Annotated in this window: 19 protein-coding genes; 12 read left to right on the top strand and 7 right to left on the bottom strand. The window is 66.1% G+C overall.

Features of this window, described 5'->3' with window-relative positions; translation table 11 throughout:
* Positions 1 to 182: 182 nt before the first annotated feature.
* The 6 genes from BM345_RS12355 to dnaB all read left to right on the top strand — a co-directional run bounded on the left by BM345_RS12355 (position 183) and on the right by dnaB (position 3,948).
* Positions 183 to 665 carry a hypothetical protein gene (locus BM345_RS12355; RefSeq protein WP_093379875.1) on the top strand — a complete coding sequence of 161 codons (483 nt, stop codon included), beginning with the start codon at positions 183 to 185 and terminating at the stop codon, positions 663 to 665.
* A 252-nt stretch (positions 666 to 917) separates the two neighbouring features.
* On the top strand, positions 918 to 1,295 hold the full coding sequence (rpsF, locus tag BM345_RS12360) for a 30S ribosomal protein S6 (protein ID WP_093379877.1): 378 nt from the start codon (positions 918 to 920) through the stop codon (positions 1,293 to 1,295).
* A gap of 13 nt (positions 1,296 to 1,308) precedes the next feature.
* A complete protein-coding gene (gene priB, locus BM345_RS12365; protein WP_254789708.1) occupies positions 1,309 to 1,602 on the top strand; it encodes a primosomal replication protein N in 294 nt (97 codons plus the stop codon).
* Positions 1,603 to 1,622: 20 nt separating this feature from the next.
* On the top strand, positions 1,623 to 1,904 hold the full coding sequence (gene rpsR, locus BM345_RS12370) for a 30S ribosomal protein S18 (protein ID WP_093379880.1): 282 nt from the start codon (positions 1,623 to 1,625) through the stop codon (positions 1,902 to 1,904).
* Positions 1,905 to 1,914: 10 nt separating this feature from the next.
* Entirely contained in the window at positions 1,915 to 2,367 is a 453-nt protein-coding gene (rplI, locus tag BM345_RS12375; RefSeq protein WP_093379883.1) for a 50S ribosomal protein L9, read from the top strand.
* A 177-nt stretch (positions 2,368 to 2,544) separates the two neighbouring features.
* Positions 2,545 to 3,948, top strand: a complete 1,404-nt coding sequence (gene dnaB, locus BM345_RS12380) for a replicative DNA helicase (RefSeq protein WP_093379885.1) — start codon at positions 2,545 to 2,547, stop codon at positions 3,946 to 3,948.
* Here the strand turns inward: dnaB and BM345_RS12385 are convergent.
* The 7 genes from BM345_RS12385 to BM345_RS12415 form a co-directional block, all read right to left on the bottom strand.
* Entirely contained in the window at positions 3,945 to 4,649 is a 705-nt protein-coding gene (locus BM345_RS12385; RefSeq protein ID WP_093379888.1) for a helix-turn-helix transcriptional regulator, read from the bottom strand. The two genes, dnaB and BM345_RS12385, sit on opposite strands and share 4 nt — an antisense overlap.
* A gap of 22 nt (positions 4,650 to 4,671) precedes the next feature.
* Entirely contained in the window at positions 4,672 to 5,160 is a 489-nt protein-coding gene (locus tag BM345_RS12390; protein WP_093379891.1) for an MGMT family protein, read from the bottom strand.
* A 5-nt stretch (positions 5,161 to 5,165) separates the two neighbouring features.
* A complete protein-coding gene (locus tag BM345_RS12395; protein WP_093379893.1) occupies positions 5,166 to 5,627 on the bottom strand; it encodes a GyrI-like domain-containing protein in 462 nt (153 codons plus the stop codon).
* A gap of 96 nt (positions 5,628 to 5,723) precedes the next feature.
* The gene (locus BM345_RS12400) at positions 5,724 to 6,095 is read right to left on the bottom strand and encodes a VOC family protein (protein WP_093379896.1); all 372 of its coding nucleotides are present in this window, start codon (positions 6,093 to 6,095) and stop codon (positions 5,724 to 5,726) included.
* Between the two features lie 130 nt (positions 6,096 to 6,225).
* On the bottom strand, positions 6,226 to 7,971 hold the full coding sequence (locus BM345_RS12405; protein WP_093379899.1) for a PhoH family protein: 1,746 nt from the start codon (positions 7,969 to 7,971) through the stop codon (positions 6,226 to 6,228).
* Between the two features lie 200 nt (positions 7,972 to 8,171).
* Entirely contained in the window at positions 8,172 to 8,648 is a 477-nt protein-coding gene (locus tag BM345_RS12410) for a peroxiredoxin (protein ID WP_093379902.1), read from the bottom strand.
* 332 nt (positions 8,649 to 8,980) lie between these two features.
* The gene (locus tag BM345_RS12415; protein WP_093379904.1) at positions 8,981 to 9,367 is read right to left on the bottom strand and encodes an Mth938-like domain-containing protein; all 387 of its coding nucleotides are present in this window, start codon (positions 9,365 to 9,367) and stop codon (positions 8,981 to 8,983) included.
* Positions 9,368 to 9,434: 67 nt separating this feature from the next.
* Between BM345_RS12415 and BM345_RS12420 the strand changes: the two genes are divergently transcribed.
* From BM345_RS12420 to BM345_RS12445, 6 genes are all read left to right on the top strand, one after another.
* Positions 9,435 to 10,661 (top strand): pyridoxal phosphate-dependent aminotransferase, encoded by a 1,227-nt coding sequence (locus BM345_RS12420; RefSeq protein ID WP_093379907.1) that lies wholly within the window; start codon positions 9,435 to 9,437, stop codon positions 10,659 to 10,661.
* Between the two features lie 61 nt (positions 10,662 to 10,722).
* Positions 10,723 to 12,045: a homoserine dehydrogenase gene (locus BM345_RS12425; RefSeq protein ID WP_093380194.1), complete on the top strand. Its 1,323-nt coding sequence runs from the start codon at positions 10,723 to 10,725 to the stop codon at positions 12,043 to 12,045.
* Positions 12,045 to 13,460, top strand: a complete 1,416-nt coding sequence (thrC, locus tag BM345_RS12430) for a threonine synthase (RefSeq protein WP_093379910.1) — start codon at positions 12,045 to 12,047, stop codon at positions 13,458 to 13,460. The genes BM345_RS12425 and thrC overlap by 1 nt, the downstream gene beginning before the upstream one ends.
* Complete coding sequence (gene mobB / locus BM345_RS12435; RefSeq protein ID WP_302847531.1) at positions 13,461 to 14,066, top strand: molybdopterin-guanine dinucleotide biosynthesis protein B; 606 nt, start codon at positions 13,461 to 13,463, stop codon at positions 14,064 to 14,066. It abuts the gene before it with no gap.
* Positions 14,059 to 15,324: a molybdopterin molybdotransferase MoeA gene (glp, locus tag BM345_RS12440; protein ID WP_093379915.1), complete on the top strand. Its 1,266-nt coding sequence runs from the start codon at positions 14,059 to 14,061 to the stop codon at positions 15,322 to 15,324. The genes mobB and glp overlap by 8 nt, the downstream gene beginning before the upstream one ends.
* Positions 15,321 to 15,578 (top strand): MoaD/ThiS family protein, encoded by a 258-nt coding sequence (locus BM345_RS12445; RefSeq protein WP_093379916.1) that lies wholly within the window; start codon positions 15,321 to 15,323, stop codon positions 15,576 to 15,578. Before glp ends, BM345_RS12445 begins: the two co-directional genes overlap by 4 nt.
* Positions 15,579 to 15,581 lie beyond the last annotated feature (3 nt).

The following is a 15,581-nucleotide window of genomic DNA, read 5'->3' on the forward strand; positions in this document are numbered from 1 at the left end:
CACCCTTTTTCACGCTTTGGCTGTCGTCAGGCCCGCGTCAGGGAAGACGGAATTGCTAATGGTGGCTAACTTGTGTCACATTCTGCGACAAATAGGGGGAAGACGTTTTGCTGAGTTTTCACGAAGAAGGCCCACGGCACGGGTCTCGCTAACAGGTCAGCATCCACTTCGAGAAAACATCCATGATCCTTTGCAAGAGCGACACGGGGCAGCAGGCCCTCAAGGACCGATCCGTCAGCGTCACGCCGCGGCAGCGTTCGGCCTTCATCCTCTTCGACGGCAAGCGCTCGATGGACGATGTGATCGGTGCCGGCCTGGGCGTGACCCGGGAGGACGTGGAACAGATGATGTCGCTCGGGCTGCTGGTCCCGGCGGCTGGGCAGCCGGCCATGGCGCCCGCGACTGCCGTCGCGACGCCTGCCGATGCGCCCGCTGCTGCCGGGGGCGCTGCATCCGAACCGGGACTCTCCCACCAGCAGCGCTACCAGCAGGCCTATCCGGTTGCCACCCGCCTGACCGCCGGCCTGGGCCTTCGGGGCTTCAAGCTCAACCTGGCGGTCGAGGCCGCAGCCACCTGGGAAGAACTGGTGGGCCTGGCGCCCAAGATCCGTGCGGCCGTCGGGGCCGACCGGGCGCTGGAACTGGACCGAGCCCTGGGCATCTGAGTCACCCGGCCGCCCCGCCCCTCAGACCTAGCCAGCGGCGGCCAAAGGCTGCTAGAATGTTGGGCTTCGCCTTGCCACACTGCAATTTGACGCTGCAGGTGGCTTTCAACCTCCGCCAGGCGGCCGAGTTGCAATCCAGGGGCGCGAATCGTGCAGGAGCCCAGGCTTCTTGCAAGGCAGCCGCTTGCTGCCCGTACCGTTCGCACGCCATGGATGCGGCCCGATGCCAGGCCCAAACCCAAAAGGAGTGCCATGCGTCACTACGAAATCATTTTGCTCATCCACCCGGATCAGAGCGAGCAAGTTCCGGCCATGCTGGAGCGCTACAAGGGCATGATCACCGCCGGCGGCGGCAGCATCCACCGCGTGGAAGACTGGGGTCGTCGCCAGCTGGCCTACCAGATCAACAAGCTGAACAAGGCCCACTACCTGTGCGTCAACATCGAGGCTGACCAGGCCGTGATGGCTGAACTGGAGCACGCCTTCAAGTTCAACGACGCCGTGCTGCGCCACCTGACCGTGCAGAAGAAGAAGGCCGACACCGCTCCTTCCGCCATGATGAAGACCGTCGAGCGCGAAGAAGCCCGCAAGGCTCAGCAGGCCGAATACGCCGCCAACAACAACGGTTGATGCGAGCGCCGCTGTGGCAGCCAATCAGCTGGTGCTGACTGCCTGCCTCGCCGAACGCGGATCCTTGCGATACACGCCCGCCGGAGTGCCGGCCCTCGACCTGAAGCTCGAACACGAGTCCACGGTCCAGGATGCCGGGCAAAGCAGGCAGGTGAAGGCGGCCCTCAAGGCCGTCGCCTTCGGCAGCAATGCCGAACGGCTCGCAGGGCAGGCGCTCGGAAGTCTCTGGCGATTCCAGGGCTTCCTCGCCACTCCAGGTTCGGCCAAGCATCCGGTTCTGCACATCCAGGATTTTCAGCAAGATTAATTTTCGAAAGAGGTCCCGAAATGGCCACGTTCAAGAAATTCAACAAAGACAAGCGCCCGAAGCGCAACACCCAGTCGCTGCTGTTCAAGCGCAAGCGCTTCTGCCGCTTCACCGTCGCCGGCGTCGAACAGATCGACTACAAGGATGTGGACACGCTGCGTGACTTCATCGGCGAGAACGGCAAGATCATTCCCGCTCGCCTGACCGGCACGCGCGCCATCTACCAGCGCCAGCTGAACACCGCGATCAAGCGTGCCCGCTTCCTCGCGCTGGTGCCCTACACCGACCAGCACCGCGTCTAAGGAGAACCGCATGCAAGTCATTCTTCTGGACAAGGTTGTCAACCTGGGAGCCCTCGGCGACATCGTCAAGGTCAAGGACGGCTACGCCCGCAACTTCCTGATCCCCGCCGGCCGTGCCCGCCGCGCCACCGAAGCCAACAAGGCTGAATTCGCCGCCAAGCGCGCCGAACTCGAGAAGGCCGCCGCTGCCAAGCTGGCCGAATCGCAAGCCCAGGGCGAGAAGCTCGCCGGCGCTTCGATCAAGCTGACGCAGAAGGCCGGCGTGGACGGCCGCCTGTTCGGCTCGGTCACCAACGGCGACATCGCCGAAGAGCTGAACAAGCTCGGCTACAAGGTGGTGAAGGCCCAGGTGCGCATGCCCAACGGCCCGATCAAGGTCGTGGGCGACAGCGCCGTGTCGGTGGCACTGCACACCGACGTGGTCGTGGACATCACCGTCACGGTCTACGGCGAAAGCGCCTGATCGATACCGCGCACGCCTCGCGGCGTGCGCCCGTGCAAAGGCCGCCTCCGGGCGGCCTTTGTTTTTGCCTGCCCCGGGTTGTCCCGCCCGGTGCACTGGAAGATCACCGGTTATTCACAGCCTTGTCCCATGACGGATCGCCTCGTGCGCCGTAGCATGGAAGGTTCCAGGAAATCTATGTCAGCAGTTTTCTCGTACGCAGACAACGACCCCTCGGCCGACCGCCAGGTGGCCAAGCTGCGCGTTCCCCCGCATTCCATCGAGGCCGAGTCCAGCGTGCTGGGCGGCCTGCTGCTGGACAACGGCGCCTGGGACCGCATCGGCGACCTGCTGGTGGAAGGCGACTTCTACCGGCATGAGCACAAGCTGATCTTCACGGCGATGGAGCAGCTGATCAACGCCAGCAAGCCGGCGGACGTGATCACCGTCTACGAAACTCTGCAGAACCTGGGCAAGTCCGACGAGATCGGCGGGCTGGTCTACCTGAACTCGCTCGCGCAGTACGTGCCCAGCGCGGCCAACATCCGCCGCTACGCCGAGATCGTTCGCGAGCGCTCGATCCTGCGCAAGCTGGTCTCTGCCAGCGACGAGATCGCCACCAACGCCTTCAATCCGCAGGGCAAGGCGGTCGACAAGATCCTGGACGAAGCCGAGCAGAAGATCTTCAACATCGGCGAGGAAGGCACGCGGATGAAGCAGGGTTTCCAGAGCATGGACACCCTGGTGGTCGAGCTGCTGGACCGCGTGACCGAGATGGCGGACAACCCGAACGACATCACGGGGGTTCGCACCGGCTTCTACGAGTTCGACAAGATGACCTCGGGCCTGCAGCCCGGCGACATGATCGTGCTGGCCGCGCGTCCCTCGATGGGCAAGACCTCGCTGGCCATCAACATCGCCGAGAACGTGGCGATCAACGAGGGCCTGCCGGTGGCGGTGTTCTCGATGGAAATGGGCGCTTCGCAATTGGCGGTGCGTATCGTGGGCTCCATCGGCCGCATCGACCAGGGGCACCTGCGAACCGGCAAGCTCACCGACGAGGAATGGCCGCGGCTGACCGAGGCCATCGAGAAGCTGCGCACGGTGTCGCTGCACATCGACGAGACGCCGGGCCTGACCACCAGCGAGCTGCGCGCCAACTCGCGCCGCCTGGCGCGCCAGTACGGGCGCCTGGGGCTGATCGTGGTCGACTACCTGCAGCTGATGAGCGTGTCCACCAGCATGAACGACGAGAACCGCGCCACGGCGGTGGGCGAAATCTCGCGCGGCCTGAAGATGCTGGCCAAGGAGCTCAAGTGCCCGGTGATCGCGCTGTCCCAGCTCTCGCGCGGCGTGGAGAGCCGCACCGACAAGCGCCCCATGATGAGCGACTTGCGCGAGTCGGGCGCCATCGAGCAGGACGCGGACCTGATCATGTTCATCTACCGCGACGACTATTACAACAAGGACTCGAAGGAGCCGGGCGTGGCGGAGGTGATCATCAGCAAGCACCGCAACGGGCCCACCGGCACGGTCAAGCTCGCCTTCCTGAAGCCGCTGACCAAGTTCGAGAACCTCGCGGGCGGCGGCAGCGACTACTAGACCATGGAGCGCGTCGGATCGGCTTCGAGCCGGCGCAGCATCTCTGCCAGGGTCTTGCCGTCTTCGTCGCGGAAGCGCTCGGGCATCACTTCGATGTCGTCGATGCGGTCGATGCGAAAGCCGCGGAAATCCTCACGCAGTTCGCACCAGGCCGAGAAGGTCCACACCTTGCCCCAGTAGAAGCAGCCCAGCGGCCGCACGATGCGCTGCGTGGGCGAGCCGATCACGTCGTGATAGCGCATGCGCAGCTTGTTGCGCGATTGCACGGCCTCGCGCAGGGTCTGCAGGCGCATGCGCGTGGCGTCGTCCAGCGCCCACGACGGCGCGGGCGCGAACAGCGCCAGGCTTTCGGCCGAGGCCCTGGCCACCGGAGGCAGCACCGACACGACCTTGCCGATGGCCGTCTGGATGTCGCGTGCCATGGCCGGGTCCACCCAGCTCTGTGCCAGCCGCGCTGCTGCCACCAGTGCGGTGGCTTCGTCCTGCGTGAACATCAGCGGCGGCAGGTCGAAGCCGGTGCCCAGCCGATAGCCCACACCGGCCTCGCCCTCGATGGGCACGCCTTGCGTCTGCAGGTCTGCCACGTCGCGGTAGATGGTGCGGTCGGACACCTCCAGCCGCTGTGCCAGAAAGGCCGCGGTGGTGAGGCGGCGGCCCCGGATGAGCTGCACGATCTGGAAGAGGCGGTCGGCACGGCGCATGGATGTTGGTGTTGTTGTTCTATCAGACGAGCTTGCGCCGGAAATCTTCGACGAAGTAGCGGCGACCCCGCTGTACGACTGTGTGGCCTTCGGATTCCAGGCGTTGCATGAGCTCGTCGAGTCCGCCCGGGTACCTGAGGTTGAGCTGGCCATCGGCTTTCAGCGTGCGCCAGTAGGGCGTGGGTGCGCGGTCGCCAGCCTGCCGGTCTTCTGCTGCGGCCTGTGCCGCCATGCTGGCAAAGATGGCCGTGGTCACCGTGCAGCCGATGGTGGCGCCATGATCGTGCGCAAGCTGTTCGCTGATGCCCATCACCGTGGCCAGCCGCCCCTCGGGCACCCTGCGCATGGCTTCCTCGACCTCCTTCGGCGAGGGGATGAGAATGGTGCCTTCGCCGTTCCGGACCTGCATGCGCTCGGGGATCGGCTTGACCTCCGGCAGGCGCGGATAGCCGGCGATCTTTTCTCGCCAGCTCTTCTTGCGCGTCTTGGTGTCGGAGGCGAGGGGGCTCATGGTGATCAGCTTTCGGAGGCCGTCAGCACCCCGATGTGGATGTCCACCTGGTCGGGGCCGCCATAGGACTCGAAGTCGCTGCGGTAGGTACGGCGCACGCCAGGATTGGCCTCGAAATACTGCCAGATCGATTGCCACAGGGCGAGCACCATCTGCGGCATCGGCCCCTGGCCGCTGAAGACCAGGTAGTCGCCGGCTTCGATGCGCACGGTGGCCGGATCGCCCATGACCGCCACGCCGGCGGTCATGTCGAACTTGCCGTCGGCATCCGATTCGTAGCCGGAATAGACGCCGTACAGGCGCATGTCGTTCACGCGGTGCGGCGCCTCGTAGCGGGCTTCGTCGAAGAAGCGCTCCCACAGCTTGCCGATGCGGGCGGATCGAGGGTCGCGCTCGTCCTCGTTGCAGGTGCGCGTCGTGAGGCCGGCGATGCTGAAAGCTTCGCGGCGTTGAATTTGCGGATGCATCTTCACACTCCTCTTGGGATCATCAGGAAGGCCGACCGGCGCTTGTGGCGCCCGCGGCCGCGAATGGCGGGCGCCGGGTGGCGGCGCCTGCGAGGTTCAGCCTTGCGCGTGCAAGCCTACGACGTTGCCCTCGCTGTCGCGCACGTGGGCGAAGAAGCCCATGCCAGGTGGCAGGGCGGTCTTGGGCACCACGATGTCGCCACCGGCAGTCTTGGCGCGCTTGAGCGCAGCATCGATGCTCGGCTCGCAGTCCAGGTAGATGCGCACGCCGGCCCCGTCAGCAGCCGCCGGTCCCGAGGCGGCCTGCAGGCAGCCACCCGCCTGCGGGTTCTCGTAGGGGAAGACCGCGAGCTCCTGGCCTCCGAAATTCTCGCGGCGCAGAGCGCGTGCCAGCGTCACCTCATAGAAGCGCTGTGCGCGCTCCATATCGGCGACGGGGATCTCGAACCAGTTGATGGCGTTGGGCATGAAGCACTCTCTTTTCCGGGTGGAAGAACAAGGGAGTGCAATGCTGCGCGCGCACTCCTGACAACGTGTTGTCAGGAGCCGCGTGACGCCGGGATGACGCTGGCCGGCGACCTGTCGGCGGGCGCTTGCGCTAGAGGACGTCGCTGGCGAAGTCCGCCAAACGCGAACGCTCGCCGCGCGCCAGCGTGATGTGTCCGCCGTGCGGCCAGCCCTTGAAGCGGTCCACCGCGTAGGTCAGGCCCGAAGAGCCTTCCGTGAGGTAGGGCGTGTCGATCTGCGCGATGTTGCCCATGCAGATGATCTTGGTGCCCGGGCCCGCGCGGGTGATCAGCGTCTTCATCTGCTTGGGCGTCAGGTTCTGCGCCTCGTCGATGATGACGTACTTGTTCATGAAGGTGCGGCCGCGCATGAAGTTCATGCTCTTGATCTTGATCTTCGAGCGGATCAGTTCATTGGTGGCCGCGCGACCCCATTCGCCGGCGCCGCTGCCGTCGCCCTTGGCCAGGAACTCGAGGTTGTCGTCCAGAGCGCCCATCCAGGGGCCCATCTTCTCTTCCTCGGTGCCGGGCAGGAAGCCGATGTCCTCGCCCACGCTCACGGTGGCGCGGGTCATGATGATCTCGGTGTAGCGGCGGTCGTCCAGCACCTGCGTCAGGCCCGATGCCAGGGCCATCAGCGTCTTGCCGGTCCCGGCCGTGCCGGTGAGGGTGACGAAGTCGACTTCCGGGTCCATGAGCAGGTTCATGGCGAAGTTCTGCTCGCGGTTGCGCGTGGTGACGCCCCAGACCGCGTTCTTGCCCGAGGCATAGTCCTTCAGCGTCTTGAGCACCGCGGTGTTCTCGCGGATCTCGGTGACGCGGGCGTACATGCTGGGCTCGCCGGGCGCTTCGAAGAAGACGAACTGGTTGATGTAGAGGCTGGGCACCAGCGGGCCGCTGATGCGGTAGAAGGTGCTGCTGCCGCTTTGCCAGCTTTCGACCGTCTTGCTCTGGCGCGTCCAGAAGTCGGGCGGCAGGGCCAGGGAGCCCGAATAGAGCAGGTCGCCATCTTCCAGCGTCTTGTCGTTCTGGTAGTCGTCGGCGGCCAGGCCCAGTGCGCGTGCCTTGACGCGCATGTTGATGTCCTTGGACACCAGCACCACTTCGCGCTTGGGCTGGTCGGGCGCCTCGACCGCATGGCGGTCGCGCAGTGCCTGAACCACGCCCAGGATCTGGTTGTCGGCCTTGCCCTGCGGCAGGCTGGTGGGCAAGGTGTAGTCCAGCGGCGCAGTCTGGAAGAACAGGCGCCCGCCGGCCGCCTTGTGGCCGGTGGCGTCGAGCTTCAGGCCCTTGGCGATGTCGGCGCCATGCGCCGCGGCCAGCGCGTCCAGCGTGCGGCTGCTCTGGCGGCCGTTGCGGGCGACTTCGGTGGTGCCTTTCTTGTGGCCGTCGAGTTCCTCCAGCACGATCATGGGCAGGAAGATGTCGTGTTCCTCGAAGCGGAACAGGCAGGTCGGGTCGTGCAGCAGCACGTTGGTGTCGAGCACGAAGAGCCTGGTGGGGCCGTCCGACCTGGCGCGTTTGGTGCGCGCGGCGGGCTGGGGCGCCAGGGACGCGACCGGCGGCACCGCGTCGGCGCTGCGGCGTTTGGATCGGGGTGCCTCGACGGGCGGCACGGGGGCCTTCAGGAGGGCGGGCGTGCTGTCTTCCTGCGCGCCGCCGGCTTCGGTGGCGTGGCGGTCGAAGAGTTCCAGTGCCTGGGGGCCCGCGGGAGCTCGATCGTCGGGGCGGCGATCGGTGGCGCGGCGTGAGCCCTTATGCGATGTGCGAGCCGGTGCGTCGAGCGCGTCCGGCGACAGGAAGGCAGCGCGTTTCGTGGGGGCGGGAGGCAGGGGCATGTGGCGGTTCGCTCGCTGGATAAAGAGGAAGGAAGGGGCCAGAAAACGAAAAAGCCGCCTTAGGCCTAAGGCGGCTTCGTTCGTTGGATGCGGTTGCGGGCGTCAACGGCATGAACCCATTATGCACACCGCGAGTGACAGCAACTGCCGTCGTTGCGCACCACCAACGTGATTGCGCAAAAGTCCACGCAACAGGAAGGTCAGGCGGCCTTCTTGAGCGTCTTGACGGCCTTGAGCACGTCGTCGACATGGCCGGGGACCTTCAGGCCGCGCCATTCGGCCTTGAGCACGCCGTCGGGACCGATCAGGAAGGTGCTGCGCTCGATGCCCTTGACCTTCTTGCCGTACATGATCTTGTTCTTGACCACGCCGAACATGTGGCACATCTTCTCTTCCGTGTCGGCGATGAGCTCGAAGGGCAGTTCGAGCTTGGCCTTGAACTCGTCGTGCGACTTCATGTTGTCGCGCGAGACGCCGAACACCGTGGCGCCCGCCTTCTCGAAGTCCTTGAAGCGGTCACGGAACTGCATCGCTTCGGTGGTGCAGCCAGGGGTGTTGTCCTTGGGGTAGAAGTACATCACCAGCACTTGGCCGAGATGCGAGGTGTTGGAGACCCTGAGGCCGCCCGTGGCATTGGCTTCGAATTCTGGAATTGGTTTGTTGACAACGATCGCCATGAAACTGTGTATCTCCGCTTAGATTCCCCGGAAGGAAGGTTGGTCGTTGCTCACCCTGTGAGTCCGGGCGTCCAAAAAACCGTCGCCCGACGCAATGCGAACAGCAGGTGCCTCCTGTACATTTGCGCCAACGCACAAATGCGATCATTCTTGCGCCCATTCACATCGGCGACTTCGCCTGCCCCGGGAAACTGGCGCAGGCCAAATCCCCATGCAGATGAGGTCGGCTGTTCAGATTGCAACCCGTGATTTTACCCTGAAACAGGCCCCCCTGGCCTGTGATCGGATACCCGGAATGGGCTTGCAGAGGGCTTCTTGACAGCCTCGGCCGTTCAAGCGTTGTCCTGGGTCGGTTCCACCAGCAGGGCAGCCACCACGTGCCGCCCTTCGGCCGCCAGGATGTTGTAGGTGCGGCAGGCGGCCCCGGTGTCCATGGTCTCGACGCCCGTGCGCCTGGCCATGAGCCCCGTGAGCCAGGCCGGCTTGGGAAAACGGATGCGACCGCCGCTGCCGAAGATGATCAGTTCGGCGCCCAGGCCCACCAGCTTCTCGAAATGTTCCGGCCCCAGGTCCTCGAAGCGCTGGCAGTCCCAGGAAAAGCGCTCGCCATGCGATCCCACCACCACGCTGCCCTCCACCTTCTCGTTGTTGATGGCCACCCAGCCGGGACCGTGCGCGGTCAGGGTCTGGACGTCGGACTTGTCGGGCTGAAGCTTCATCTGATCTGGGCGCTTTCTGTGGTCAAATTATAGGTTTTCCCCTGTAAAAGTACGCCCCGGAGGGCCTTTGAAGACCATTTCGAAATCCGCCAAGCTGGCCAACGTGCTCTACGACATCCGTGGCCCGATCATGGATGCCGCCAAGCAGATGGAGGAAGAGGGACACAAGATCATCAAGCTGAACCTGGGCAACCTGGCGGTGTTCGGCTTCGATGCGCCCGAGGAAGTGCAGCAGGACATGATCCGCAACCTGCCGAACTCGGCGGGGTACTCCGACAGCAAGGGCATCTTCGCGGCGCGCAAGGCGGTGATGCACTACACCCAGCAGCAGGGGATCGCGGGCGTCGGGCTGGACGACATCTACCTGGGCAACGGCGCCAGCGAGCTGATCGCCATGGCCACCAACGCGCTGCTGGACGACGGCGACGAACTGCTGCTGCCGGCGCCCGACTACCCGTTGTGGACGGCGGTGACCAGCCTCTCGGGCGGCCGGCCGGTGCACTACATCTGCGACGAGTCCAACAACTGGATGCCCAACCTGGACGACATCCGCGCCAAGATCACGCCACGCACCAAGGGCATCGTCGTCATCAACCCGAACAACCCGACCGGCGTCATCTACTCGGACGAACTGCTCAAGGGCATTGTGCAGGTCGCGCGCGAGCACGGCCTGGTGATCCTGGCCGACGAGGTCTACGACAAGGTGTTGTACGACGGTGCCAGCCACACGGCGCTGGGCAGCCTGTCGACCGACGTGCTCACGCTCACCTTCAATTCGCTGTCCAAGAGCTACCGCTCCTGCGGCTACCGCGCCGGCTGGCTGGTGGTGTCGGGCGACAAGAAGAGCGCCAGCGACTACATCGAGGGCCTGAACATGCTCTCGAACATGAAGCTGTGCGCCAACGTGCCGGGCCAGTGGGCCATCCAGACGGCGCTGGGCGGCTACCAGAGCATCAACGACCTGACCTGCGAGGGCGGGCGCCTGCGCCGCCAGCGCGACCTGGCCTACGAGCTGATCACCGCCATTCCGGGCGTGAGCTGCGTGCGGCCGCAGGCGGCGCTGTACATGTTTCCCAAGCTCGATCCCAAGATCTACCCGATCGAGGACGACCGGCAGTTCTTCCTGGAGCTGCTGAAGGAAACCAAGGTGATGCTGGTGCAGGGCACCGGCTTCAACTGGGCCACGCCCGACCACTTCCGCATCGTGTTCCTGCCGCACGAGGAAGACCTGCGCGAGGCCGTCGGCCGCATTGCGCGCTTCCTCGAGCGCTATCGCAAGCGGCACAGCGTCTAGTTCCCTCCCCCTTTTTCCTCCTGCGGCTGCTGCGGCGCCTTGAATCGATATGACTGAATCCATGAAACCCATCCAGGTCGGCCTTCTGGGCATCGGCACCGTCGGCAGCGGCACCTTCAAGGTCCTGGCCCGCAACCAGGAAGAAATCAAGCGCCGCGCCGGCCGCGGCATCGAGATCACCATGGTGGCCGACCTCGACACCGCCCGCGCCAAGGCCGTGGTGGGCGAGGGCGTGCAGGTGGTGAACGACGCGCGCGCCGTCATCGCCAACCCCGAGATCGACATCGTCATCGAGCTGATCGGCGGCTACGGTATCGCCCGCCAGCTGGTGCTGGAGGCCATCGCGGCCGGCAAGCACGTGGTCACGGCCAACAAGGCGCTGCTGGCGGTGCACGGCACCGAGATCTTCGCGGCCGCGCATGCCAGGGGCGTCATGGTGGCCTTCGAGGCCGCGGTGGCCGGCGGCATCCCGATCATCAAGGCGCTGCGCGAAGGCCTGACGGCCAACTCGATCCAGTGGATCGCCGGCATCATCAACGGCACCACGAACTTCATCCTGTCCGAGATGCGCGACAAGGGCCTGGACTTCGAGACCGTGCTCAAGGAAGCGCAGCGCCTGGGCTACGCCGAGGCCGACCCGACCTTCGACATCGAGGGCGTGGACGCGGCCCACAAGGTCACGCTGATGAGCGCCATCGCCTTCGGCACCGCCGTGCAGTTCGACAAGGCGCACGTGGAAGGCATCACCAAGCTGGCCGCGCAGGACATCAAGTACGCCGAGCAGCTGGGCTACCGCATCAAGCTGCTGGGCGTGACCAAGCGCGTGGCCAAGGGCATCGAGCTGCGCGTGCACCCCAGCCTGGTGCCGGCCAAGCGCCTGCTGGCCAACGTGGAAGGCGCGATGAACGCGGTCGTGGTCAACGGCGACGCCGTGGGCACCACGCTCTACTACGGCAAGGGCGCCGGCAGCGAGCCCACCGCCAGCGCGGTGATCGCCGACCTGGTCGACATCACCCGCCTGCACACCGCCGATGCTGCGCACCGCGTGCCGCACCTGGCCTTCCACCCGGATGCCATGAGCGACCTGCAGATCCTGCCGATGAGCGAGGTAGTCACCAGCTACTACCTGCGCATGCGCGTGGCCGACGAGGCTGGCGTGCTGGCCAAGGTCACGGGCCTGCTGGCCACCGCCGGCATCAGCATCGACGCGGTGCTGCAACGCGAAGCCGACGAGGTGGGCGGCGAGGGCTCGACCCAGACCGACGTCATCATCCTCACGCACGACACGCGCGAGGGCACGCTGGACGACGCGCTGGCGCAGCTGCAGGCACTGCCCTCGGTGCTGGCGCCCATCATCCGCCTGCGCAAGGAAGAGCTGTCGTGATGCGCTACCTGTCCACGCGCGGCCATCCGGACCGCCGGCGCTTCTGCGAGATCCTGCTCGAAGGCCTGGCGCCCGACGGCGGCCTTTACCTGCCCGAGAGCTATCCGCAGGTGGATGCCGCCACGCTTTCGAAATGGCGCCAGCTGCCTTACGCCGAACTGGCCTTCGAGATCCTGTCGCTCTACATCGACGACATTCCTTCCGAAGACCTGCGCGCGCTCTGTGCAAAAACCTACACCGAGGAAGTCTTCGGCACCGCTGACATCGTCCCCCTGCGCGAGCTGGAAGACGGCGTGTACCTCGAGGCCCTGTCCAACGGCCCTACGCTGGCCTTCAAGGACATGGCGATGCAGCTGCTGGGCAACCTGTTCGAATACGAACTGGCGCGCCGCGGCGAGGAGCTCAACATCCTGGGCGCCACCAGCGGCGACACCGGCAGCGCGGCCGAGTACGCCATGCGCGGCAAGAAGGGCGTGCGGGTCTTCATGACCTCGCCGGACGGCCGCATGACCCCTTTCCAGCAGGCGCAGATGTTCAGCCTGCAGGACGCCAACATCCACAACCTGGCGATCGAAGGCGTGTTCGACGACTGCCAGGACATCGTGAAGGCCGTCAGCAACGACCTGGACTTCAAGCGCAAGTACAAGATCGGCACGGTCAACTCGATCAACTGGGCGCGCCTGCTGGCCCAGGTCGTCTACTACTTCGCCGGCTACTTCCAGGCCACGGGCGACGATACGCAGAAGGTCAGCTTCGCCGTGCCCTCGGGCAACTTCGGCAACGTCTGCGCCGGCCACGTGGCGCGCATGATGGGCTTGCCCATCCACCGGCTGGTGGTGGCCACCAACGAGAACGACGTGCTCGACGAGTTCTTCCGCACCGGCGTCTACCGCGTGCGCGGCGCGGCCGACACGCACGAGACCTCCAGCCCCTCGATGGACATCAGCAAGGCCAGCAACTTCGAGCGCTTCGTGTTCGACCTGCTGGGCCGCGACGCGGCCAAGACCCGCGCGTTGTTCGAAGGCGAGCTGGGCAAGGCCGGCCGCTTCGACCTGAGCGGCGATCCGGCCTTCGCGCAAGCGAAAGAACGTTTCGGCTTCGTGAGCAGCCGCAGCACGCATGCCGAGCGCATCGCCACCATCCGCGACACCGACAAGCGCTTCGCCACGCTGATCGACACGCACACCGCCGACGGCCTGAAGGCGGCGCGCGAGCATGTGACGCCCGGCGAGCCGATGATCGTGCTGGAGACGGCGCTGCCCATCAAGTTCGCCGCCAGCATCGTCGAGGCCCTGGGCCACGAGCCCGACCGGCCGGCACGCTTCATCGGAATCGAATCACTGCCCAAGCGGGTGATCAAGGTGCCCAAAGACGTCGAAGCGGTCAAGCGATACATTTCGCAGCACTGCGACTGATTGACCGGTGCGCAGGCGCCAAGGGGCGCCGCGACCGTCTGGAGACAACAAGGTGGTGCGATGAAGGTGATCGGATTCTCTGGCTACTCGGGCTCGGGCAAGACCACGCTGGTGGAGCGGCTCATCCCGGTGCTCAAGCTGCAGGGGCAGCGCGTGTCGGTGGTCAAGCATGCGCACCACAAGTTCGACATCGACCATCCGGGCAAGGACACTCACCGCCATCGCGAGGCTGGCGCCTTCGAGGTGGTGGTGGCTTCGGACAAGCGCCTGGCCCTCATCCGCGAATTCGAGCAGCCGGCGCAGCTGACGGTGCACCACCTCATCGCCGAGCTGTACGACGGCGTGGACTGGGTGCTGGTCGAAGGCTTCAAGCACAGCGACCTGCTCAAGATCGAGATCTGGCGCCAGCCGGAGCCAGGGTCGGCGGCGCGGCCGCTGCTCTTTCCGGAGGACGACTACATCTGCGCGGTCGCCACGGACGTGCCCGGCGCGCTGCCTCATTCCACTGGTTTGCCGGTCTTCGACCTGAACGACGCGGATGCCATCGTTCAGTGGATGCTCGATAGCGCCGAGCGCTTCGAATACAACTCCGAACTCTATGTCTGACACCAAGGCGCCGAACGCCCGTCCTCCCCTGATGCCCCTGGACGAGGCGCTCTCGCGCCTGCTGGCCAACGCGAAGCCGCAACTGCCGACCGAGCGCGTCTCCACCTTCGAGGCCGACGGCCGGGTGCTGGCGCAGGACGTGGTTTCGGCCCTCACGGTGCCGCCCCGCGACAACAGCTCGATGGACGGCTACGCGGTGCGTGCCGCCGATTGCGCTCAGCCGGGCGCGGTGCTGTCGGTCGCGCAGCGCATCCCGGCGGGCACGGTGGGCACGCCGCTGGCCGCCGGCACGGCCGCGCGCATCTTCACCGGCGCGCAGATCCCCGAGGGCGCCGACGCCGTGGTCATGCAGGAAGACACGGCCCCGCTGGACGCGCAGGGCGAGCAGCACGCCTTCGGGCGCGTGCGCATCGAAGTGCCACCCGCCGCAGGCCAGTGGATTCGCCGCGCCGGCGAGGACGTGGCCAGCGGCGACGTGGTGCTGCACCGGGGCGAACGCCTGTCGGCGCAGGCGCTGGGCCTGGCGGCCAGCATCGGCATGGACACGCTGGAAGTCACGAGGCGCCCGCGTGTCGCGCTGCTGTCCACCGGCGACGAACTGGTCATGCCGGGCGAGGTGGCGCCGCAGGACATGAAGCCGGGGGCCATCTACAACTCCAACCGCTTCTTCATGCGCGCGCTGCTGCGCCGGCTGGGCTGCGAGGTCAACGACCTGGGCATCGTGCCGGACAAGCGCGAGGCCACCATCGAGGCGCTGCGCCAGGCCGCCGCCAGCAACGACGTCATCGTGACCACCGGCGGCGTGTCGGTGGGCGAGGAAGACCACATCAAGGCCGCCGTGCAGTGGCTGGGCACGCTGGAGCTGTGGTCGCTGTCCATGAAGCCGGGCAAGCCCTTCGCCTATGGCCGCATCGGCGACGCGCACATCTGCGGGCTGCCGGGCAACCCGGTGTCCAGCTTCCTCACCTTCCTGCTGCTGGTGCGGCCCTTCCTGCTGACTCTGCAGGGTGCGAGCCGCGTGGCCATCGAGCCGGTGCCCATGCGCGCAGACTTCGACTGGCCCAGGGCCGACCGCCGCCGCGAGTTCCTCCGCGCGCGCCGCAACGCCGCGGGCGGGCTGGACCTGTTCCCCAACCAGAGCTCGGGTGTGCTGACCTCCACCGTGTGGGGCGACGGCGTGATCGACACGCCGGCCGGCCAGCCCTTCAAGTCGGGCGACCTGGTGCCCTTCATCTCCTTCGCATCGCTGCTGGCATGAGCAAGCGCGTCACGGTCCGGTACTTCGCCTCGGTGCGCGAACTGCTCGGCAAGGGCAGCGAGACGCTGGAGACGGTTGCGCCCACGCTGGCCGACCTGCGCGACGAACTGATCGCCCGCGGCGCACCCTATGCCGAGGCACTCGCCCGCGGCAAGGCGGTGCGCATGGCCATCGACCAGGTGATGAGCGCCGAGACCGCGCCGCTGGCCGAAGGCAGTGAAATCGCCTTCTTCCCCCCGGTCACCGGCGGCTGATCC

The organism is Variovorax sp. OV329, assembly GCF_900114785.1.
Lineage (GTDB): Bacteria > Pseudomonadota > Gammaproteobacteria > Burkholderiales > Burkholderiaceae_C > Variovorax.